General features: G+C 69.7%; 23 protein-coding genes and 1 pseudogene. 10 read left to right on the top strand and 14 right to left on the bottom strand.

What is annotated here, in order from left to right:
• Positions 1-25 precede the first annotated feature (25 nt).
• On the bottom strand, positions 26-838 hold the full coding sequence (locus BGO20_RS13205; RefSeq protein ID WP_291664160.1) for a dienelactone hydrolase family protein: 813 nt from the start codon (positions 836-838) through the stop codon (positions 26-28).
• Positions 839-947: 109 nt separating this feature from the next.
• On the opposite strand from BGO20_RS13205, the gene BGO20_RS13200 reads away from it, so the two are divergent.
• Positions 948-1,169: a DUF2093 domain-containing protein gene (locus BGO20_RS13200; protein WP_291664161.1), complete on the top strand. Its 222-nt coding sequence runs from the start codon at positions 948-950 to the stop codon at positions 1,167-1,169.
• Here BGO20_RS13200 and lpxK read toward each other — a convergent pair.
• The 5 genes from lpxK to BGO20_RS13175 all read right to left on the bottom strand — a co-directional run bounded on the left by lpxK (position 1,140) and on the right by BGO20_RS13175 (position 5,502).
• Positions 1,140-2,159, bottom strand: coding sequence for a tetraacyldisaccharide 4'-kinase (lpxK, locus tag BGO20_RS13195; protein ID WP_291664162.1), 1,020 nt, complete (start codon positions 2,157-2,159; stop codon positions 1,140-1,142). The two genes, BGO20_RS13200 and lpxK, sit on opposite strands and share 30 nt — an antisense overlap.
• On the bottom strand, positions 2,159-3,463 hold the full coding sequence (locus tag BGO20_RS13190; RefSeq protein WP_291664163.1) for a 3-deoxy-D-manno-octulosonic acid transferase: 1,305 nt from the start codon (positions 3,461-3,463) through the stop codon (positions 2,159-2,161). The genes lpxK and BGO20_RS13190 overlap by 1 nt, the downstream gene beginning before the upstream one ends.
• Positions 3,460-4,206 carry a lysophospholipid acyltransferase family protein gene (locus BGO20_RS13185; RefSeq protein WP_291664164.1) on the bottom strand — a complete coding sequence of 249 codons (747 nt, stop codon included), beginning with the start codon at positions 4,204-4,206 and terminating at the stop codon, positions 3,460-3,462. The genes BGO20_RS13190 and BGO20_RS13185 overlap by 4 nt, the downstream gene beginning before the upstream one ends.
• 142 nt (positions 4,207-4,348) lie before the next feature.
• Positions 4,349-4,591 carry a DUF4170 domain-containing protein gene (locus tag BGO20_RS13180; protein WP_291664165.1) on the bottom strand — a complete coding sequence of 81 codons (243 nt, stop codon included), beginning with the start codon at positions 4,589-4,591 and terminating at the stop codon, positions 4,349-4,351.
• An 86-nt stretch (positions 4,592-4,677) separates the two neighbouring features.
• The gene (locus BGO20_RS13175) at positions 4,678-5,502 is read right to left on the bottom strand and encodes a 3'(2'),5'-bisphosphate nucleotidase CysQ (protein ID WP_291664166.1); all 825 of its coding nucleotides are present in this window, start codon (positions 5,500-5,502) and stop codon (positions 4,678-4,680) included.
• A 248-nt stretch (positions 5,503-5,750) separates the two neighbouring features.
• On the opposite strand from BGO20_RS13175, the gene BGO20_RS13170 reads away from it, so the two are divergent.
• Positions 5,751-6,272, top strand: coding sequence for a DUF6101 family protein (locus tag BGO20_RS13170; protein WP_291664167.1), 522 nt, complete (start codon positions 5,751-5,753; stop codon positions 6,270-6,272).
• Here the strand turns inward: BGO20_RS13170 and ubiA are convergent.
• A complete protein-coding gene (ubiA, locus tag BGO20_RS13165; protein ID WP_291664168.1) occupies positions 6,269-7,237 on the bottom strand; it encodes a 4-hydroxybenzoate octaprenyltransferase in 969 nt (322 codons plus the stop codon). The genes BGO20_RS13170 and ubiA overlap by 4 nt on opposite strands.
• Positions 7,238-7,255: 18 nt before the next feature.
• Positions 7,256-7,735, bottom strand: coding sequence for a hypothetical protein (locus tag BGO20_RS13160; RefSeq protein ID WP_291664169.1), 480 nt, complete (start codon positions 7,733-7,735; stop codon positions 7,256-7,258).
• A gap of 192 nt (positions 7,736-7,927) precedes the next feature.
• Here BGO20_RS13160 and BGO20_RS13155 point away from each other — a divergent pair, with 192 nt between their 5' ends.
• The 3 genes from BGO20_RS13155 to BGO20_RS13145 all read left to right on the top strand — a co-directional run bounded on the left by BGO20_RS13155 (position 7,928) and on the right by BGO20_RS13145 (position 10,491).
• Positions 7,928-8,674, top strand: coding sequence for a 16S rRNA (uracil(1498)-N(3))-methyltransferase (locus BGO20_RS13155; protein ID WP_291664170.1), 747 nt, complete (start codon positions 7,928-7,930; stop codon positions 8,672-8,674).
• Between the two features lie 171 nt (positions 8,675-8,845).
• Positions 8,846-10,225, top strand: coding sequence for a glutamate--cysteine ligase (locus tag BGO20_RS13150; protein WP_291664171.1), 1,380 nt, complete (start codon positions 8,846-8,848; stop codon positions 10,223-10,225).
• A gap of 89 nt (positions 10,226-10,314) precedes the next feature.
• Positions 10,315-10,491 carry a Flp family type IVb pilin gene (locus BGO20_RS13145; protein ID WP_291664172.1) on the top strand — a complete coding sequence of 59 codons (177 nt, stop codon included), beginning with the start codon at positions 10,315-10,317 and terminating at the stop codon, positions 10,489-10,491.
• 61 nt (positions 10,492-10,552) lie between these two features.
• Here the strand turns inward: BGO20_RS13145 and BGO20_RS13140 are convergent, their stop codons facing one another.
• Complete coding sequence (locus tag BGO20_RS13140) at positions 10,553-11,434, bottom strand: LysR substrate-binding domain-containing protein (protein WP_291664192.1); 882 nt, start codon at positions 11,432-11,434, stop codon at positions 10,553-10,555.
• 174 nt (positions 11,435-11,608) lie between these two features.
• Between BGO20_RS13140 and BGO20_RS13135 the strand changes: the two genes are divergently transcribed.
• Positions 11,609-11,983 (top strand): YjiS-like domain-containing protein, encoded by a 375-nt coding sequence (locus BGO20_RS13135; protein ID WP_291664173.1) that lies wholly within the window; start codon positions 11,609-11,611, stop codon positions 11,981-11,983.
• A 159-nt stretch (positions 11,984-12,142) separates the two neighbouring features.
• On the top strand, positions 12,143-14,038 hold the full coding sequence (locus tag BGO20_RS13130) for a methyl-accepting chemotaxis protein (RefSeq protein ID WP_291664174.1): 1,896 nt from the start codon (positions 12,143-12,145) through the stop codon (positions 14,036-14,038).
• Between the two features lie 36 nt (positions 14,039-14,074).
• Here BGO20_RS13130 and BGO20_RS13125 read toward each other — a convergent pair whose 3' ends face one another.
• The 4 genes from BGO20_RS13125 to BGO20_RS13110 all read right to left on the bottom strand — a co-directional run bounded on the left by BGO20_RS13125 (position 14,075) and on the right by BGO20_RS13110 (position 18,215).
• A complete protein-coding gene (locus BGO20_RS13125) occupies positions 14,075-14,950 on the bottom strand; it encodes a DUF937 domain-containing protein (protein ID WP_291664175.1) in 876 nt (291 codons plus the stop codon).
• Between the two features lie 132 nt (positions 14,951-15,082).
• Positions 15,083-16,945: a monovalent cation:proton antiporter-2 (CPA2) family protein gene (locus tag BGO20_RS13120; RefSeq protein ID WP_291664176.1), complete on the bottom strand. Its 1,863-nt coding sequence runs from the start codon at positions 16,943-16,945 to the stop codon at positions 15,083-15,085.
• 125 nt (positions 16,946-17,070) lie between these two features.
• Positions 17,071-17,721 (bottom strand): glutathione S-transferase family protein, encoded by a 651-nt coding sequence (locus BGO20_RS13115; RefSeq protein WP_291664177.1) that lies wholly within the window; start codon positions 17,719-17,721, stop codon positions 17,071-17,073.
• Positions 17,718-18,215: a MarR family winged helix-turn-helix transcriptional regulator gene (locus BGO20_RS13110; protein ID WP_291664178.1), complete on the bottom strand. Its 498-nt coding sequence runs from the start codon at positions 18,213-18,215 to the stop codon at positions 17,718-17,720. Before BGO20_RS13110 ends, BGO20_RS13115 begins: the two co-directional genes overlap by 4 nt.
• 111 nt (positions 18,216-18,326) lie before the next feature.
• Between BGO20_RS13110 and ispH the strand changes: the two genes are divergently transcribed.
• The 3 genes from ispH to rnhA are packed head-to-tail and all read left to right on the top strand — an operon-like array spanning position 18,327 to position 20,728.
• Positions 18,327-19,298: a 4-hydroxy-3-methylbut-2-enyl diphosphate reductase gene (gene ispH, locus BGO20_RS13105; RefSeq protein ID WP_291664179.1), complete on the top strand. Its 972-nt coding sequence runs from the start codon at positions 18,327-18,329 to the stop codon at positions 19,296-19,298.
• A 21-nt stretch (positions 19,299-19,319) separates the two neighbouring features.
• Positions 19,320-20,285: a homoserine kinase gene (locus BGO20_RS13100; RefSeq protein WP_291664180.1), complete on the top strand. Its 966-nt coding sequence runs from the start codon at positions 19,320-19,322 to the stop codon at positions 20,283-20,285.
• Positions 20,282-20,728, top strand: coding sequence for a ribonuclease HI (rnhA, locus tag BGO20_RS13095; protein ID WP_291664181.1), 447 nt, complete (start codon positions 20,282-20,284; stop codon positions 20,726-20,728). Before BGO20_RS13100 ends, rnhA begins: the two co-directional genes overlap by 4 nt.
• 89 nt (positions 20,729-20,817) lie before the next feature.
• Here rnhA and BGO20_RS13090 read toward each other — a convergent pair.
• A pseudogene (locus BGO20_RS13090) lies at positions 20,818-21,059 on the bottom strand (hypothetical protein); the annotation flags it as partial.

The following is a 21,059-nucleotide window of genomic DNA, read 5'->3' as shown; positions in this document are numbered from 1 at the left end:
CGGCGCGCGCCGGGACGACGCGGCGTCAGGGAGCCCTGAGGAAAGCGTCGACGCGCTTCAGCGCATCGGCGCGCGCAGCCGGATTGGTGCCGACCGTCGCCTTGCCCGTCCCGCTCGCCGAATAGGCGATGTTGTCGCGTTCCTTCACATCCAGCCGCGGGTGGTCGAAATCATGGACCGCGCCCGGATAGACCACGAATTCGACCTTCTCGCCGCGCGCCTGCGCCGCCTTGGTCAGGTAGCCGCAGGGTGCCGCGGGGGTCCAGTCGTCGGCCTCGCCCATCAGGATCAGCAGCGGCATCCTGGCGGCGAAGCTCGGCGATTCCGACTGGACCCGGCAACTCGGATAGAAGGCGATCGCCCGCGCGAAGTCCGGCTGGCCATCGGCCGGGCGCCGGTCGCTGCGGATGGCGGTGAGCACGGTCGAGCCGCCGCCGGACCAGCCGATCAGTGCGATCTGGCCGGGCCGGATGTCGCTGCGCTGCTGCAGCCAGATCCGCGCCGCGGCGGCGTCGGCGACGCGTTCGCGCCCGGCTCGCACGCTCAAGTCCTTCACGCCGCATTGCGAGCCGAGGCCACGCGAGCCGTAGCTGTCGGGCATCAGCACGGCGAAGCCCGAGGCAGCGAGCCGCTCGCCCCAGTCGGCGTGGCGCAGCGAGAGCTTGCCTTGCTCGCGCCACAGGCCGCCGCAACCATGCAGAGCGACGACCGCGGGAAACGGCCCCTGGCCGGGAGGGCGGAAGAGGATGCCGTCGAGATGGCCGCCATCCATCGGAATCGAAACGCGTTCATAGCCGCCGGCATGGGCAGCCGAAGCCGTGAACAGCATAAGGCTCATCACGCAGGCCAACAGGCACTGGACACGAAACATCGTCGACCGGAAAATGACACCGCTTGTGCAGTATCCCGGCTTTCCGTTTCGCATTCAATGATTTAATGCGGTTTTGATGAACATCACCGAGCGTCTTCCCAGTCCCGCTCCCGAAGCGGTCCTCGATTACGGACACGGCGAATTCCGCGTGATCAAGCCCGGCGGCTTCGTGCGCTGCGCCGTGACCGGCGCGCCGATCCGGCTCGACGATCTGCGTTATTGGTCGGTCGAGTGGCAGGAGGCCTATGCCTCGCCGGAGGCGGCGCTGCTAAGGCTGCGGCGGGCGGGCCGCGCCTGAGGCGCTGTCGAGCAGGACTCCGATCCGCTCCGGCGTCTCGAAAGCCAGCCTGACCGGCACGACGACGAGCCGGGCTCGGTCGGCTGCCGGCCAGAGGGAAACGAGCTTGGTCATGTCCTTCTCGGTGGTGGCCACGAGCCGGTCGCGCGACCGGGCTTGCGCGAGGACGTCGCGGACATCCGCTTCCGTATAGACGTGGTGATCGCCGAAGGCGCGCTCGGCCGCGACGCTGGCGCCGAGGGCTTCGAGCGTCGCCCTGAATTTCTCGGGCCGCCCGATGCCGGACAAGGCGATGACCGTTTGACCACGCAGGGCGGAGGCAGCCTCCGCGGTGGGCTCCAGCCGCGCCCCGAGCACCGCCTTGCCGCGCCCGCGCGCCAGCCTGGCGACGTTCTCTCCGGCAGTTCCCGGGCCGATCACGATGACGGCGTCGGTCTGGTCGAGCTGCCCCGCCAGCGGAGCACGCAGCGGCCCGGCCGGCAGGCACAACCCGTTGCCGACGCCGCTTGCGCCGTCGACGACGGCCAGCCGCAATCGCTTGGAGAGCGTCGGGTTCTGCAGCCCGTCATCCATCACCACGGCGCTGGCGCCGCGCTCTCGGGCCAGCGCCGCGCCGGCGATGCGATCGCGCGCGACGATCGTGCGAACGTGGCCGGCCATCAGCATCGCCTCGTCGCCGACATCGGCCGGGCCGTGCCGCGACGGATCGACCTCGATCGGGCCTGGCAACCGCCCGCCATAGCCGCGCATGAGGACGAAGGGAGTCTCGCCGCGCTCCAGCAGCATCGCGGCGAGCGCGATGGCGGTCGGCGTCTTTCCGGCGCCGCCCGCGATGAAATTGCCGACGCAGATCACCGGCACGCCGGCACCGTGCCCCGACCGGCGCATGCGCCCGAGCGTGATGGCGCCATAGATCCAGCCGAAGGGGAAGAGGAGCCAGGCGAGCAGCCCCGGCCGGTCGCGCCACCAGAAGCGCGGCGCGCTCAACATCAGGGCGTGCCTTCGCGCTGGCCCAGCGCGACGCGCATCAGCAGCGGCTCGATGGCATGCAGCGTCCGGTTGATCGCGCCACCGAGCTCGCTGGCCGTGTGCCCGGCCGAGCGGGCGGCCTGGCGCGCGCTGGCCGGGTCGCTCAGCCAGCGATGCACGGCGCCGGCCAGAGCCTGGGCGTCCGCCACCTCGCGCGAGCCGCCGTCGCGGTCGAAGGCTGCGAAGATCTCGGCGTTGTTGTGGACATGGGGGCCGTGCAGCAGGGCGCAGCCGAGCTTGGCCGGCTCGATCGGGTTGTGCCCGCCGATGCCTTCGACCAGGGAGCCGCCGAGGAAGGCCACCTGCGACAGCCGGTAGAGCAGGCCGAGCTCGTTGAGCGTGTCGGCGACGTAGAATTCGACATCGCGCTCCGGGCTTTCGCCAGCCGCGCGGCGCGCGACGGCGACCTCGTTGGCCCGGCCGAGGGCCTCGATCTCGACGCCGCGTTGCGGATGGCGCGGCGCGACGATGGTGAGCAGCTTCGGCAGATAGGGCTTCAGCGCCAGATGGGCGGAAAGGACGAGCTCGTCCTCGCCCGGATGGGTGCTGGCCGCGATCCAGACCGGGCGGCCGGTGGTCATGCCGTCGAGGATGGCGAGGGTGTCGGCGTCGGCCGGCGGGGCCGGCACGTCGAATTTGAGATTGCCGGCGACGCTGACCCGCGGCGCGCCGAGCTGCGCCAGCCGCTCGGCATCGGCCTGCGACTGCGCCAGGCAGGCCTCGAAGCAGGACAGAAGGAAGCGCGCCGCCTGGGGCCGCTTGTACCAGCGCGCGAAGGAGCGCTCCGACATCCGGCCGTTGACCATCACCACCGGCACGCTGCGGCGCTGCGCCTCGATCAGCAGGTTGGGCCAGATCTCGGATTCGCAGATCAGGCAGAGCTCGGGGCGCCAGTAGTCGAGGAAGCGGCGCATGTAGCGCGGCACGTCGAGAGGCAGGTACTGATGGATGGCCCCGGCCGGCAGGCGCGCCGCCAGAAGCCGTGCCGAGGTGACCGTGCCGGAGGTCACCAGCACCGTGAGCCCCCGCTTCTGCAGCCTGGCGATCAGCGGCAGCAGGGTCACGGTCTCGCCCACGCTGGCGCCGTGCAGCCAGACGAGCTGGCGGTTCGGGCGCTTGACGCTGGCGTAGCCGCGCCGCTCGGCCAGCCGCTCCGCATCTTCCTTGCCGCGGCGGCGGCGCCATTGCAGCAGCCCGGCCGCAAACGGCTCCAGCAGGGCGGTGCCCAGCCGGTAGCCTCTGATGAGGGCGCCCTTGCCGCTCATGCCGGCGCCCCTGCGGCGGGCCGCCCGGCCTGCTGCTCGCGCAGGCCCGCGCCCGGATCGCGGCTGCCGACGAGTTCGTAGGCCCGCGCGTGGACGGCATCGAGGCTGGTCTGCACGGCGAGCCGCGCCGCTTCCTGCGTCGCCTCGTCGGCGTCGCGCGCGACGGTGATCGGCTCGCCGACCACGATGGCGCAGCGCCCGAAGGGCAGGCCGATCGAGGCGCGGTCCCAGCTGTTGAAATCGATGCGGCGGCTCGTCACCACGGCAACCGCGCGGATCGGCCGGCCCGAGGCGCGCGCCAGCGAGACGATGCCCGGCCCGGCGATGCGGGCCCGCTTCGGGATATCGGCGGTGAGCACCATGGAATCGCCGGCGGCGAGGCGCCGGACCATGGCGAGGAAGGCGCTGGCCCCGCCCTTTTCGCGGATCTTCTTGCCGAGCGCGCCGGAGCCGCGGATCGAGCCGATGCCGAGCTCGCGCAGCGCAACGGCGTTGAAGCCGCCGTCGCCATGGCGCGAGACCAGCGAGGCGGCCGGCATCCAGTCCGGCCGCGCGAACGGGATCATGATGTGCTGGCCGTGCCACATGGCGTAGATGACCGGCAGTTCCGGCCGGACCTGCTCGTAGATGTCGGCGGGCTCGAACACGATCCGGTTCGTCCGCCGCACCAGGCGCAGATAGCCGGCGAGCAGCCGGCCGAGCCCTTCCTGCGCGATGCGGGTCTTGAGGATCGAGAAACCCATTTGCCTCCGGTCCGGAGCAGTGCTGTGTCGAGCGAGGCGGTCGCCGTCTCGCTCGGGGAGGATGTGATCGGCGGGCCGCCACGAAGGGCTTCGCGCCTTGCCGGCAGGCGGAAAGGAGCGGTGCCTGCCTGCTGGTCGGCGCTTAGCCCTTGGCCGTTTCCGGATCGAGCAGGCGGTGCAGATGCACGATGAAGTAGCGCGTCTGCGCCTGATCGACGGTCTGCTGTGCCTTGGCCTTCCAGGCCATATGGGCGCTGGCGTAGTTCGGGAAGACGCCGACAATGTCGAGCTTCGACAGATCCTTGAAGGTGATGCCGTCGAGCGAATCGAGCTCGCCGCCGAAGACGAGGTGAAGAAGCTGCTTCTGATCCGGTTCCGCGCTCATCGTAGTCTCCAGCAGGATGCCCCGCGCCCCCATAAGCCATCCCGCGCGCGGGCGCGAGCGTGAGCCGCGGTTTCGGGTCTAAAAATTCAACGCGGCTGCTGCTGCCCGTGCAGCTGCGCAAGCGTCTCCAGCAGCGGCGTCGCCAGCGCGCCGGCGCTCGCGACCAGCATGCCGTGCACCGGCGCCGGCCGGTTATAGGTCACGGCTCCGCCATCGCCGCTGCTCAGCCGCCCGCCCGCCTCGCGCAGGACGAGGTCGGCTGCCGCGAGGTCCCAGTCGCGCGCGTCGGGCGAGATCAGCCCGGCATCGATCGTCGCATCGGCGATGCGGGTCAGCCGCAGGGCGAGCGAGGGAATCTTGCCGACCGCCTCGAAGGGCTGGACGCGCGCCAGCGCGTCGAGCATCGGCTTCGGCCCGGCGATCCTGGCGTCGGCCAGCGTCCGGACCGAGGACGTGCGGATCGGCTCGCCGTTGCGCCGCGCGCCGCTGCCGGCCACGGCGGTGTAGGTCGCGTCGCAGGCGGGTGCGTGCACGACACCCAGGATCGGCGCGCCCTCGTCGAGCAATGCGACGCAGACCGCCCAATCCGGCGATCCGCTCATATAGGCTCGCGTGCCGTCGATCGGGTCCACCACCCAGACGAAGCGGTGGGTCAGCCGCTGCGCATCGTCGACCGTCTCCTCCGAAAGCCAGGCGGCCTCCGGCAGCAGCGCCGACAGGCGCACGCGCAGGAAGGTGTCGACCCCGATATCGGCTTCCGTCACCGGGGAGCCGCCGCTCTTCGCCCAGGTCCGGGCGGCGGTCTGCGCACCCGGTCGGAACAGATCGAGGGCGAGGCGTCCGGCTTCGAGGCAGCTTTCGCTCGCCGCCCTCATCAGGTCGGCGGCAAGGGGTAGCGTGGATGCGCTCATGGCTTCCCTATCGAATGCGAATGCCACGGTTTCAAGCCGAAAATGCGCTCGCGGAGCGAAAGATTCCGTCAAGCATCATGCAGAAAAGGGGCCAGGACGAGCCCTCCGGGCCGCGAATCACGCTCCTTTAACCGAACCCTTTAAGCGCTCGGACACGCCTGCCGCCCATCTTCGCCTGGCAAGCACGAGAACCCCGCATCGACAGAGGGTTCCGTTGCAGCAGGGATTTGAGAGAGGCGTTATTACCGATGGCCAGCGTCACGCCGGCCGCCGGGGAGGGCGGTTTTGCGCCGCATCTCCCCGGCGGGCCGACCACACAAGCGACCGTCCCGCGCAACCCGATGCCGCGCCAGCCTTCGGCGCCGGGGATCGAGCGCGTCGGCTCCGTCCGGATCCTGCGCGCTTCGGCGGGATGGAGCGGGGTCGCGCTGCGGCTCGCCAACCCGACCGGCGATGACGAGCGCTTCGAGCTGGCTCTGACCGCGGGAGATGGCCGTTCGATCGTCGTCGCCAGCGCCGACCAGGCGGATGCGGTCGCCCTCTGGCGGGACTTCGGTCGCCGCAGCGGGCTGCCGCTCCTGCTCGAATCGGTCGATGGCAGGGTCACCGAGCCGTTTCCGCAGATCGGCCGGGTCGCGCTCGGCCCGGTGCGGATCCGCCGTCGCCACGCCTTCCTGAACGGGCGCCGGCCGCGCTTCCTGACCCGCCGCAAGCCGGGCCGTCTGGCCGACCTGCCGGTCGTCGTCGCCAGCGAGCGGCTGGTCGACTAGGCGAAGAGGCCGCGGGCGATCGTATCGAGCGCGAGCCCGCCTGCCAGCAGCAGCCCGGCATATTCGTTCGACCGGAACAGCCTCAGGGCCTCGGCCGCGCTCGCGCCCTCGATCCGCGAGACCTGCCAGCCGAGATGGGTTGCGAAGGCGGCGAAGCCGAGCCAGGCGAAGACGCCTCCGCCGACCAGCCAGATCGCGCTTGCGCTGAACAGCGCCGCGAGTGCGAAGCAGAGCGCCACCGCCTCGCGGGTATGGTCGCCGAAATAGCGCGCGCTCGATTTGATGCCCGCGATGACGTCGTCCTCGATGTCCTGCATCGCGTAGATCGTGTCGTAACCCACCGTCCAGGCGATCGCGGCGGCGTAAGCGAGATAGGCCGGGGCGTCGAGCCGGCCGAAGACCGCGCTCCAGCCGAGCAGCGCCCCCCAGGAGAAGGCGAGGCCGAGCACGAATTGCGGCATGTTGGTGATCCGCTTCATGAACGGATAGATCGCCACGATCCCGAGCGAGGCGATGCCGAGAAGCACCGTGAAGCGGTTGAACTGCAGCAGCACGGCGAGGCCCGCGAGCGAGAGGCCGACCATGAAAAAAGCGGCTGCCCGGGCGGTGACCTGGCCCGACGGCAAGGGACGCCCGCGCGTGCGCGCGACCTCGGCGTCGAGCTTGCGGTCGATGATGTCGTTGAAGGTGCAGCCGGCTCCCCGCATCAGCACGGCGCCGATCAGGAACAGCAGGCAGTGCCAGGGGTCGGGATAGGGCCGGCCCGCCGCGATCGCCGCGAGGCCCGCCGACCACCAGCACGGCAGCAGCAGCAGCCACCACCCGATCGGGCGCTCGATCCGTGCGAGCTTCAGGAAGGGGCGCGTCGCCTGCGGCGCCCGCCTGTCGACCCAATGGCCGCTGAGCGCGTCGGGGAGGGGGGCGTCTGCCCCTGGAGCAGGGCCGGCATGGATGGGGTCAGACATCGCCGGCGCTTCCCCGGCTTAGAGGGCGCCGCGCGGAACCTTCATCCCGCCACCGGCGCCGCCGGTGATCGAATCCGCGCCCGCGAAGGGGTTGGCGCTCTGCGCCTGCTGCTGGGCGCGGCGCTGCATCGCGGCCTGCTGCTTCACGGCGTTGCAGGCCTGGCCGCGGAAAGTCGCGATCCGCGCGTTGTCGGCCTTGAGTCCGTCGATGAACGAGACCGGGATCTGGCACCAGTCCTTGTTGGCGTTGGCGAATTTGATCGTCTCGTTGCCGTTGTTCACCAGCGTGCCGAAGGTGCTGCAGGCCTCCTGCGGCGTCATCTTGCGCTTGGCCTTCTGCGCGGCGGTGATCTTCGCCACCATCGACTGCCGCGTCGTCAGCAGCTTCTGCAGCGGCTCGCAGCCCGAGACCTGCGCGCTGGCCGGTGAGGCGATCAAGAGCGAGGCCATGGCGAAGCCGAGCGTCGCTGCCAATCCCGAAGCCGTCCTGAGCCGCATGATTCCCTTCTCCGGTTGCCGGCCGCCTCCGGCCGAGCCTTGTCCATGTCCTTAACAGCAGGCGTCGCCGACGCCAACGACTCTTGCGAGTTCGCCTGTCATCTTCAAGGAGGCCCTTGCCGTTAGGCGAGGAATGTGGCGGTTTTCGCGCCGCTCTCAACAGATTTCTTGATGAAGGAGGCGGTCGAGCCGATGTCCACCCCCGATTTCGCGCGCCATCGCCTGTTCGTCGACGCCGCCTTCGCGCAGGATGGCGGGCTGCCGCTGGAGCGCGACCAGTCGAACTATCTGCTCAACGTGCTGCGCCTGAGGCCCGGCGATGCCGTCCTCGTCTTCAACGGGCGCGACGGCGAATGGCTGGCGCGCCTGGCGCCGGAGGGTCGCAAGCAGGCGCGGCTCGATCTCGAGCGTCAGGTCAGGCCGCAGCCTTCCCCGGCCGATCTGCATTATCTCTTCGCGCCGCTGAAGCATGCGCGGCTGGACTACATGGTGCAGAAGGCCGTCGAGATGGGCGCCGGCACGCTTCAGCCCGTCCTCACCCGGCGGACCCAGGTCTCGCGGCTCAACCTCGACCGGATGCGGGCGAACGCGATCGAGGCTGCCGAGCAATGCGGCATCCTCGGCCTGCCGCAGATCGCGGCCGAGAAGCCTCTCGATGCGGCCCTCGCGGCGCTGGAGCCCGGGCGCCTCCTGATCTTCTGCGACGAGGGGCTGGAGCAGGGCAGCCCGATGACGGCGTTGCAGGCCTGCGGGCCGGCGCCGCTTGCGGTGCTGATCGGACCGGAAGGCGGCTTCGAGGAGGGCGAGCGGCGCCTGATCGCTGCCCGGCCGAACACGCTGGCGATCTCGCTGGGGCCGCGCATCCTGCGCGCCGACACGGCGGCGGTTGCCGCGCTGGCGGTCGTGCAGGCCGTGCTCGGCGATTGGGCAGGCGGCTGAGCGCATCCCGTCCGGACCTGTCGCCAGCGCTTGGCGACCTTTCAAGAATGCAAGGTCCGGGTCGTTGTCGCGGCTCGGGCTCTCGCCTATGTCTGTCGTCCCCACGCCTTGAACCCGCAGCCGATGGCCGCCGGGAGGCTAGGCCCTGTTGCCTGTTCTGCCGGAGCGCCCATGGCTCGCGATGTCACCGACTCGACCCCGATCGGCTCCAAGGAGGAGCTGGTTTCCTGGATCGCCGCCGGAGAGAAACCCGAGGCGCGCTTCAGGATCGGGACGGAGCACGAGAAGTTTCCGTTCTACCGTCAGGATCTTGCGCCGGTGCCCTACGAAGGGCGCTCCGGCGCAGGCGGAATCCGCGCTCTGCTCGAAGGCATGCAGCAGCGGCTCGGTTGGGAGCCGATCATCGATGCCGGTCACATCATCGGCCTCGCCGGACCTGATGGCGGTGGCGCGATCTCGCTGGAGCCGGGCGGTCAGTTCGAGCTGTCCGGCGCGCCGCTGGAAGACGTCCACCAGACCCAGGCCGAGCTCGCGGTGCATCTCGCCGACGTCAAGGCCGTGGCCGAGCCGCACGGCATCGGCTTCGCTGCGCTCGGCGCCTCGCCGCTCTGGACCCGCGCCGAGACGCCGGTCATGCCCAAGGGCCGCTACAGGATCATGGCGAACTACATGCCGAAGGTCGGCACGATGGGGCTCGACATGATGTTCCGGACCTGCACGGTGCAGGTCAATCTCGATTTTTCCAGCGAGGCCGACATGGTCCGCAAGCTGCGGGTCTCGCTGGCGCTGCAGCCCGTCGCCACCGCGCTCTTCGCCACCTCGCCCTTCCTGGAGCGCAAGCTCAACGGCTTCCAGTCGCTCCGCTCGGAAATCTGGCGCCATACCGACAACGACCGCTCGGGCATGCTCGCCTTCGCCTTCGACGAGGGCATGTCCTACGAGGCCTATGTCGACTGGGCGCTCGACGTGCCGATGTATTTCGTCAAGCGCGGCGAGACCTACCATGACGTCGCCGGCGCTTCCTTCCGGGACCTGCTGGCGGGCCGGCTGACGCAGTTGCCGGGCGAGCGCGCGACGATGTCGGACTGGGCCAATCACCTCTCGACCCTGTTCCCGGAGGTGCGGCTGAAGCGCTTCCTGGAGATGCGCGGCGCCGATGCCGGGCCGGCCGAGATGCTGACCGCGCTGCCGGCCTTCTGGGTCGGGCTGCTCTATGATCGCGGCGCGCTCGACGCCGCCTGGGATCTGGTCAAGGGCTGGAGCGCCGCGGAGCGGCAGGCGCTGCGCGATGCCGTGCCCAGGCAGGGCCTCCAGGCGACGGTCGCCGGTCGCAGCCTGGCCGAGATCGCGTCCGAGGTGCTGGAACTGTCCCGCGCCGGTCTCGCGCGCCGCGCCCGTCGCGATGCCGCCGGCCGGGACGAGAGTCTCCACCTTGCTCCGCTCGAGGACATCGTGGCGCGCAAGGAAACGCTGGCCCAGCGCCTGGAAGCCCGCTATCGCGGCCCCTGGGGCGGCCGGGTCGAGCCGGTTTTGGCGGAACTGGCCCTCTAGGCGGCTGCTCCCCGGAAAAACGCGACATCCGACGCATTGCAGCGGATGGATTAACGATTTGGCTGCAGCTTGACGCCTAAACTGGCGGCATGGAGCGGATCGTCATCAGCTTTGAGGCCTTTCGTCGCGACGAGCGTGGCGCGACGATGATCGAGTATGGCTTCATCGTCAGCCTGATCTCGCTGACGATCATCGCCAGCGCGACACTGATCGGCCAGTCGGTGACCCGCTTCTTCCAATCGATGGCGGCGGGCTTCGGCCCCTGAGGCACGAGCGCGGCCAGGCCCGCCATCGGCTGCCCGTTCCTCCCCCGAGAATGACGCCTCGCTACTCCGCCGCGGTCTTGAAGCTCGCCAGGTTGTCGAGGCTCTGGATGATGTGCTCGGCCAGGGCGTTGGAGAGCACCGAAGGATCGAAGCGCGTGCGCAGCAGCCCGATCTTGCAGGATGGCAAGGTCGCGAAGCCTTCCGACGGCCCCAGGATGCGCATTCCCGGCCTGACCGCGCTCTCCGGCAGCACCGAGACGGCGAGCCCCGCCACCACCGCGGCGCCCACGGCGGTCGAGTTCCAGCTCGCGTAGAGCACGCGGAAGCGGCGGCTCTTGGCCTCCAGCGCATCGACCGCGGCCTGCCGCCAGTTGCAGGTCGGCCGCCCGAGCGCCAGCGGCAGCGGGTCCTCCTCGTGGACGGCATGGCGCGCCGAGGTGACCCAGAGCAGCGGCTCGATCCGGATGATCTCGCCCTGTCCGCGGCTTTCGACATGGGTGATGATCGCCAGGTCGATGTCGCCGGTGGCGATCCGCTCGGCCAGCATCGGCGTCGGCTCGCACACCACGGTGACCTCCGCCCGCGGGTTCGAATGGGCGAAGCGGGCGAGGATCTCGGGCAGGTAGCGGTCGGCATAGTCGTCCGGCACGCCGAGCCGGATGCGCCCCTTGAGATCGGCGTCGGTGAAGCTCGCGACGCATTCGAGGTTCAGCCTGACGATGCGCCTCGCATAGTCGAGCAGCCGCTCGCCGTCCTCGGTCAGCTTGGCATGGCGGCCGTCGCGGCCGAACAGCGGGCGGCCGATGCGCTCCTCGAGCCGCTTCATCTGCATCGAGACGGCCGATTGCGTCTTGAACACGATCTCCGCGGCGCGCGTGAACGAGCCGGTATCGGCGATGGCGACGAAGGTCTTCAGCTGATCGGCGTCGAGCACATGGGCCATGGCGATCCCCGTCGGATAGTTCATCAATATCCGTGTTGTCAGGCATCATAACCATTCGTTTGGCTGATGACCAGCCTCTCGCTATGTTGGCTGCGTTCCCCGGGATTTCGGCCAATTGGTGCGTCCGGGCTGAGGGGGGCATCGATCCGTTCTCATTCCGTTTGGGAGGCCGTCATGCTGCTCATGACCATTGCCACGAAGTCGTTCTCGTCCGTTCCGGGCGGTATCGTGCGCGTCGCCACCGCCGGAATCCGACTGCCCGTGACGCTGGTGCGGGCGCTCATCCATCGCCGCGAGGTGATGCGCCTCGCCGAGCTCGACGAGCGCGGCCTCAAGGATATCGGCCTCGTCCGTTCCGATGTCGCAGGCGCCCTCGCGACCTCCTGGCTCAAGGATCCTTCGGCGGTGCTGGCCTCGCGGTCCCGCTCGCTCAACGACGTCGCCCAGGCGCGGCGCGAGCACGCTGCCCGCCATGCCGCCGCTCGGCCGGCTGCGCCGGAGCCGGTGCTGGAGCGACAGGACGATTTCATGGTTGCACGCTGCGCCTGACCCCTTGGCGCGGCGTTCCTACGGGCGGGAGCTTCGTGCTTCCGCCCTTTTTTATGGGCGCTGACGGGATTCTTGCCGCGTCTAACGCATTTTTATGCTTTTGCCTGAACTCTGCCCGCGGGGTGCGGCCGGCCGGCCGCCGCATGGACGGGCTCGGGCATGACGTTTTCTCTGCGCCTTGCGGATCTGCGGATCCGCACCAAGATCGCCATTCCGCTGATCGCGATCGGCATCATCAGCATCGGGACTGCGATCTATGCCGGGCATGAATATGCCCGGATCCAGAAGACCTATTCCGATCTGATCGACCAGCGCTCCGGCGCGATTCTGGATTCGGCCCAGGCGACGCTGGTCACGAGCTATGTGCTGCGCGATCTCTACAAGGCGATCGCCTATCCCGAATACATGAAGCAGAACGCGACGAGCATCGCGGACGCACGCAAGGGCTACGATCTCGCGCTCCAGCAGCTGGTCAACGCCAAGATCAGCTTTCCCGAGCGCCATGCCGAGTTCGACAAGCTCTCGCGGGCGATCTCGGAACTGAAGCCGAAGATCGACGACGTTCTGTCCCAGGCCTCGCGCGACGAGGATCTGCCGGCCCTCTCGGTGATGTCCGAGCTCGACCGTGCCTTTGCCGCGATCGTCGCCGACGCGGTCAAGCTCAATGGCGAGATCAAGAGCCAGACCCAGTCCGACGGGCTGGCGCTCGATGCCGAGGCCAAGCGCCTCGACCTCGTGCTGCTGGTCTTGTCCTGCGCCGGCGTGCTCCTCGGCCTGATCGGCGCGATGCTGCTCGCGCGCCGCTCGATCACCCGGCCGCTCGACATGCTGAAGGCGCGCATGGACGATCTGGCGGCCGGCGATTATGCGGTCGAGATCGAGGGGCAGGGGCGCCGCGACGAGATCGGCGCGATGGCGCGGGCTGTCCAGGTCTTCAAGGAGAACGGCCAGGCCGTGCGCCGCCTCGAGGCCGAGACCGCCGAAGGGCGCGAGGCGACCGAGGCGCAGCGCCGCCTGGCGGAGCAGGAACGCGCCGCCCGCGCCCGCGAGCAGGAGATGCTGGCGGCCGAGCAGCTCAAGGTCATGGAAGCGCTCGGCGAGGGGCTCGATCGCCTCTCGCGTGGCGACCTGACCTGCCGCATCGAGGCCGAGCTCGCCGTCGAATACGCCAAGCTGCGCGACGACTTCAACATGGCCGTGGCGCATCTCTCGGAGACGATCCGCACGATCCAGTCGACATCCGGCGACGTCGGCAACGCCGCCCATGAGATCAACACCGGTGCCGACGATCTCTCCAAGCGCACCGAGGAGCAGGCGTCCTCGCTGGAGGAGACGGCGGCGACGACGGAGCAGCTCGCGGCCTCGGTGAAGGCTTCCGCCCATGCCTCGATGCAGGCGGTCGCGCTGGCCGACGAGGCCATGGAGGTGGCGCGCAAGGGCGGGGCGATCGTCAAGGACGCCGTCGACGCCATGGCGCGGATCGAGGCTGCCTCCCAGAAGATCTCCGACATCACCACGGTGATCGACGAGATCGCCTTCCAGACCAATCTGCTGGCGCTCAACGCGGCCGTCGAAGCCGCCCGCGCCGGCGATGCCGGCCGCGGCTTTGCCGTGGTGGCCTCCGAGGTCCGCACGCTCGCCCAGCGCTCGGGCGAGGCCGCCAAGGGCATCACCGCGCTGATCACCGAATCCGGCGCCGAGGTCGCGCAGGGTGTGGGCCTCGTGCGCTCGGCCGGCTCGGCCCTGGAGCGGATCGTCGAGGCGTCCCAGAAGGTCTCCGCCACCGTCTCGGACATTTCGTCCGCCGCCGCCGAGCAGTCGAACGGCATCGACGAGATGAGCCAGGCCGTGGCCCATATGGACGAGATGACCCAACAGAATGCGGCGCTGGCCGAGCAGAGCGCGGCTTCGGCGACAGCGCTCGCCGGCCAGATCCAGCGCCTCAACGAGCTCGTCGCCAGCTTCCGCACCCGCGACGACGCGGCGGAGCTGCAGGCCATGGCCGCGACCATGGCGCTGGCGGAGCAGGACTGGTCGCAGCGCCGGCACGCCTGAGCCGGGCCGCGGGCCGCTTGCGTCCCGCGCTTCCGTTCAGCGGCGCTGGCCGCCGCCGAGCATGGCGTCGAGGATGGATTTCAGCGCGTTCTGGTGATCGTCCTGGATCTGCCGGCCGTGCTCGAACATCTGGTTCAGCGCATCGAGGCCGATCGAGCCGGGTCCGCTGGCGGAGGACGGCGGCGGCTCGTCCGGCTCCGGTGCCGGCGCGCGACGCGGCTGCGGTTGCGGAGCGGGCTCGGAGCCGGCAGCCGCGCCGCCGAACATGCCGCCGAGGATCTGCCCCAGCATCCCGCCGAAAGGGTCGGCAGCCGGGCCGGTCGAGCTGCCCGGAGGCTGCGCCTGGCCCGCGCCCTGTCCGAACATGCCGCGCAGGATCGCGTCCATCGGGTTGGCCGGCATCGGCTGAGGCTGGGGCGCGGGCTGCATGCCGGGCATCTGGCCGCGCATCATCTCGGCGAACTGGCCGAGCAGCCCGCCGAGGCCTTCGCTGCTGGTCGACTTGAACAGGCCGCCCATCAGGATCGAGGCGATCACCGGCAGCATCTGCTTGAGGATGGCCTGGTTGACGCCGCTCGTCGCCGCCGCCTGCGCCGCGATCGCCCGGCTAACCTCGTTCGAGCCGAAGATCTGGCTCAGCACGTCGTTGCCGGCCATCTGGGCACCCTGCGGGATGCCCCCGCCACTGGCCTCGAAGAAACGGGCATAGGGCGATGCCGTCATCATCTGGGCCAGCGAGCCGAAGGCGTAGGGGTTCTGCGTCTGCCGCTGCAGCCCCATCGAGAAGGCCGGCAGCAGCGCGTCGAGCGCGGCCTGGGTCTGCTGGAGGCTCAGCCCATATTGCCGGGCGAGGTTCTGCATCGCCTGGCCGTTCTGGGCCGACTGCATGATCTCGAACAGGTTCATCATCATGGGACGCCTCCCCGGCCGTCGCTCGTGGCCTGCCGACGATAGCAGCGCGCGGCGCCCCGGCAAGTCGCTTGCGCCGGCTAAGGCTCCGGGCGGGTGTCGGCGGGCGCGCTTCGGCCGCGCCGCGCCCGTCGCTCAGCGCTCCGGCTCGCCGACGCCGCCGACCGCGACTTCGGCGCCGCCGTCCTCGATGACCTCCTGGGTCTCGACCGTGAGCGCCTTGGGCTTGCCTTTCGGCTTGATCAGCGGCTCCGGCATCACGCGCGGCACCTGGTTGAGCGCCGCCGCGATGCCCTCGTGGAACTGGATCTCCATCCGCTGTGCATCGCGGTCGCGGACGTGATCGATCACCAGATCCGCCTCGTCGCGGGTGAGTCCGACCGCCTCCAGCGTGACACGGCCGAAATCGAGCGCCGATTCGAAGGTCTCGCGCATCTGGTAGTCGACATTCGCCTTCATCAGCTCGATGGCGTGGATCCGGTCGAAGGCCCGGGCATGAACGCGCACGTTCGGGAACTCGGCCTTGACCATTTCGAGGGTGCGCAGCGCGGCATCCTTGCTGTCGACGCAGATGCAGATGACGCGGGCCTTGCCCGCCCCGGCTGCGCGCAGCACGTCGAGCCGCGTCCCGTCGCCGTAATAGACCTTGAAGCCGAAGCGCGCGGCGGCGCGGATCTGCTCGACGTCGGAATCGATCACAGTGATGTTGACGTGCTGCAGCAGCAGGGCCTGGGTCACCACCTGGCCGAAGCGGCCGAAGCCGATCACCATCACCTGGCTGCCGTCGGCGCCGTCGAAATCCTCGTCCATCGTCTCCGCGCCGATCCGGGCGAGGAGGACGACGTCGATCAGCTTCGCCACGAGCGGGCCGAGCAGCATGCTGATCGCGGCCAGCGCCGTGACGATGGCCGCCTGCTGCGGGGCGAGCAGCCCGTTCGCCAGGCCGAGCGGCAGCAGCACGAAGGCGAACTCGCCGGCCGGCGAGAGCAGGGCGCCTGCCCGCACCGCCTCCAGCGTCGACGAGCAGGACACGCGCAGGATCGAGGCGACGACGGCAATCTTGAACAGGATCAGCAACGGTGCGGCGATGACGAGCAGCAGCGCGTTCTCGGCGACCAGCCTGAGGTCGAGCGACATGCCGACCGCCATGAAGAACAGGCCGAGCAGCACGCCGCGGAACGGCTCGATATCGGCCTCGAGCTCGTGGCGGAAATGCGAATCCGCCAGCATCACGCCGGCGAGGAAGGCGCCCATCGCCATCGACAGGCCGACATGCTCCATCAGCAGCGCCGCGCCGAGCACGATCAGGAGGGCGGCGGCCGTCATCACTTCCTTGGCGCCGCTGTTGGCGAGGACGCGGAAGAACGGGTTGAGCAGGTAGCGCCCGGCGAAGACGATCGCGACGATGGCGGCGATCGCGATGCCGAAGCTGGCCAGGGCCCGCATCGGGCTGCCGGATTCGGTACCGGTTACCGCCAGCAGGGGCAGCAGCGCCAGCACCGGCGCGATCGCCATGTCCTGGAACAGCAGGATCGAAAAGGTGCGCCGTCCATAGGTCTCGTTGCCGTCGCCGCGCTCCTCCAGCAGTTGCAGCGCGATCGAGGTGGCCGAGAGCGCCAGCGCCACGCCGACCGCAACGGCGCCTCCCCCCGACAGGCCGAGCCGCCAGCCGACAAGGCCGATGACGGCGGCGCTGAGCCCCATCTGCGCGAGGCCGAGGCCGAGAATGTCCCGTCGCATCGAGTAGAGGCGCGAGGGCTGCAGTTCGAGTCCGACCAGGAAGAGCAGCAGCACGACGCCGATCTCGGCCGTGCCGCGGATGGCGTCCGGGTCCTGGATCACGCCGAGCAGCGACGGGCCGATCACGATGCCGGCCGCCAGATAGCCCAGCACGGCCGATTGACCGAGCTTGCGGAACAACGGCACCGCGATCACGGCACCGGCGCAGAAGGTCAGGATCGGCGGCAGATAGCTGGCATGGGAGGCGGCATCGGCCATGGGCGGCTCACGCTGAAGGGCAGGCGGCTCGGGGCCGACCGCCCCTATCTAGGCGCTCGCTCCGCGCAGCGCGAGGGGGAAACGCCTCGCGTCATGCGCGCTGTGCATCGACGCGCAATGCTGCTTCACGCGGCCGGCGCATTCTCCCGGAAGGGCTGCATCTGCGCGTCCAGCGCCCGCCGGAAGGCCGGGCGGGCGAGGCAGCGCGCACGATAGGTCTCGAGCCGCGGATAGCGCGCCAGGATGTCGTCCGGCACCTCGCGCAGCACGCAGGCCATCAACAGGTCGCCTGCGGTGAAGCGGCCTTCGAGATACTCCTTCTCGCCGAGCCAGGCCTCCAGTTGCTGCAGACGCTTCTCGACCATGGCGACGATCTGCGGCCGGCGCTCCACGGTCCAGGCTTCGCCCTTGTGGAAGATGTCGGTGAGGGCGAGCTGGCTGACCTGCGGTTCGATCGAGTTGAGCGCGGCCAGGATCCAGCTCGCGACCCGGGCGCGGCCGGCCTCGTCGGCGGGCGCCAGCGCTTCAGACCGGCGCGAGAGATAGAGCACGATCGCCCCGGATTCGAACAGCTCGACCTCGCCGTCGCGGAAGGCCGGCACCTGCCCGAAGGGCTGCCAGGCCCGGTAGTTGTCGGAGGCCTGGTCGGCCGGGCCGATCAGGGCCGCCTCATAGGGCAGCCCGGCCTCCTCCAGTGCCCAGCGCACCCTGAGGTCGCGGACATGGCCCTGCGCGAAGGGCGGGACCCAGCGAAAGGCGGAGAGATGGATGGTCATGCGATGTCCTCCTGTTGTTCCGGTTCGGTGATCGTGCCCGGCCAGGCGGCCAGCGCTTCCAGCCCGGCGCGCAGCGTCGGCGCATCGGGAGCCTCGAGGCTTGCCTCCAGCGCGTCGTGCTGCGCGTGCCAGACGGGGAGGGCGGCCAGCAGCCGGGCGTGCCCCGCCGCGGTCAGCGAGATGCGCCGGGCGCGCTTGTCGTCCGGGTCGGGCGTCACCACGGCGAGCCCCTCGCGCACCAGCGGCTTCAGCGCCGCCGTCAGCGTGGTGCGGTCGGTGCCCAGCAGCCTGGCGACGGCTCCGATGACCGGCGGTTCGGGCCGGTTGAGCGACATCAGCAGCGAAAACTGCTCGTTGGTCAGGCCATGAGGCCGCAGCGCCTCGTCGAAGCGCCGCGCCAGCACCCGCGCCGCCCGCTGCACGTAGAGGCACAGGCAATGGTCGCGAACATGCAGCGTGGTCTGGAACGGAACCTTGGGAGCGTCGCTTCGCATCGCTCCATTGTGTTGATATCAACCTATAAGTCAATGCGTGGCGCTGCTTCCTTGACATCGCCGCGATCCCGCCGAAAGAAGGCGCTGGTCTGACCGGAGAACTCTCGAGACGTGACCAAGCCGCCGCTCGACATCCTGCTCTGTGCCCCGCGCGGCTTCTGCGCCGGGGTCGTGCGCGCCATCGACGCGGTCGAGAAGGCGCTTAGCCTGCATGGTGCGCCGGTCTATGTCCGCCACGAGATCGTGCACAACAAATACGTGGTCGAATCCCTCAGGCGGAAGGGCGCGGTCTTCGTCGCCGAGCTCGACGAGGTGCCGGACGAGACCCGGCCGGTGATCTTTTCCGCCCACGGCGTCGCCAAGGCCGTGCCGGCCGCGGCGAAGGCACGCAACCTCTTCGCCATCGACGCGACCTGCCCGCTGGTGACCAAGGTGCATCGCGAGGCCGAGGTCCATCACAAGCGCGGCCGGCACATCCTGCTCGTCGGCCATGCCGGCCACCCCGAGGTGATCGGCACGATGGGCCAGTTGCCCGAGGGCGCGATCACCCTGATCGAGACGCTCGCCGACGTCGCCGCGCTCGAGCCGCCGCCGGATGCAGCCCTCGCCTACGTCACCCAGACCACCCTGTCGGTCGACGACACCCGCGGCATCGTCGAGGCCCTGCAGGCCCGCTTCCCGGATCTCATCGCTCCGCACAAGGAAGACATCTGCTACGCCACGACCAACCGGCAGGAGGCGGTGAAGCGCGTCGCGCCGCTGGTCGACGGGCTGATCGTCGTCGGCTCGCCCAATTCCTCGAACTCGCAGCGTCTGCGCGAGGTCGCCGAGCGCGCCGGCTGCCCGGTCGCGCGCCTCGTGCTGCGCACCGACGAGATCGACTGGTCGGTCTTCGGCAACCTGCGCAGCCTCGGCATCACCGCCGGCGCCAGCGCGCCGGAGGTGCTGGTCGAGGAGATCATCGACGCCTTCGCCGAGCGCTACGAGGTCCGCGTCGAGACGGTCTCGACTGCGAGCGAGGATGTGTTCTTCCCGCTGCCGCGCGAGCTGCGCGGCGATGCGGCGCCGGCTGCGGCCGAGTAAGCCAGCAGAAAGCGACCGATCTTGGCCGTCTATACCGAAGTGCCCGATGACGAGATGGCCGCCTTCGTGGCCCGCTACGGCATTGGCGATCTCCTCTCCGCCAAGGGCATCGCCGAGGGCGTCGAGAACTCCAACTACCTGCTGCGCACCACGCGGGGCTCCTACATCCTCACCCTCTACGAGAAGCGGGTGAATCCGGACGATCTGCCGTTCTTCCTCGGACTGATGCAGCATCTCGCCGCGCGCGGACTGATCTGCCCGCAGCCGGTCGAGGACAGCCGCGGCGAGATGCTCGGCCGTCTCGCCGGGCGGCCTGCTGCCATCGTCACCTTCCTCGACGGCCTCTCGGTGCGCCGGCCGACCGCCGCGCATTGCCACGAACTCGGCAAGGGGCTGGCGCAGCTCCATGCCGCCGGCGCCGACTTCGCCATGGAGCGCGTCAATGCGCTGTCCGTGCCGGGCTGGCGCCCGCTCGCCGAGCAGGCCGGGGCCGAGGCCGACACGGTCTCGCCCGGCCTTGCCCGCCGCATCGCTTCCGAGATCGCGGTGCATGAAGCACGCTGGCCGCAGGGCCTGCCGCGCGGCGTCATCCATGCCGACCTCTTCCCCAACAACGTCTTCTTCCTGGGGGACAGGCTCTCCGGGCTGATCGATTTCTATTTCGCCTGCACCGACGCCTTCGCCTACGACCTCGCCATCTGCCTGAACTCCTGGTGCTTCGAGGCCGACAGTTCCTTCAACCTCACCAAGGGCCAGGCTCTGCTGGCGGGCTATGAGAGCGTCCGTCCTCTGGAAGCCGCCGAGGTCGAGGCGCTGCCGCAGCTCTGCCGCGGCTCGGCGCTGCGCTTCCTGCTGACCCGCCTCGTCGACTGGCTGAACGTGCCGCCCGGTGCGCTGGTCAAGCCGCACGACCCGCTCGAATACGACCGCAAGCTCGTCTTCCATCAGCGCGTTGCGGACGCCCGCGAATACGGGCTGAAGCGGTGAGCGGTACCGTCGAGGTCTGGACGGACGGCGCCTGTTCCGGCAATCCCGGCCCCGGCGGCTGGGGCGCGATCCTCTCCTATAACGGCGTGGAGAAGGAACTCTCCGGTGGCGAGGAGCTCACGACCAACAACCGCATGGAGCTGATGGCGGCGATCGCGGCGCTGGAAGCGCTGAAGCGGCCGGTCACGGTCGCGCTGCACACCGACAGCCAGTATCTGCGCCAGGGCATCACCGGCTGGATCCACGGCTGGAAGAAGAATGGCTGGAAGACGGCCGACAGGAAGCCGGTGAAGAATGCCGAGCTCTGGCAGCGTCTCGAGGCGGCTCTGGGCCGCCACAAGATCGAGTGGAAATGGGTCAAGGGCCACGCCGGCGACGCCATGAACGAGCGCGCCGACGCGCTGGCGCGCGCCGGCATGGCGCCGTTCAAGCCGGGGCGTTAGGGCGGCAAGCCGTCAGGTGTCGGGCGGCGGCACCGATCTCGTCGATGGCCGCTCGAACCGATGGTCGCGGATGTCCCGCGTGCGGCCCTCTACACGACGGCTGTGATGGCAGGTCTCCCACGACCACCGGAGGCGAGATGGTGCAGCTGAGCCGAACTCGCCGCGTTTGCGATCTCGAGGCGGGGACGCCTGGGTCTTTCGTCGCTCGTCCGGAAGGTTGCGACGAGGTCGTTGAGCTGTCCGATGCGGTCCGAGAGCGCGTTGGCGGAGGCTGCGCTCTGCTCGGCCAGGGCGGCGTTCTGCTGGGTCATCTCGTCGAGATGGGCGACGG

The sequence above is a fragment of the Allobosea sp. 67-29 genome, from assembly GCF_001898115.1.
Taxonomy (GTDB): Bacteria; Pseudomonadota; Alphaproteobacteria; order Rhizobiales; family Beijerinckiaceae; genus Allobosea.
This window is presented reverse-complemented; position numbering and strand designations above follow the sequence as displayed.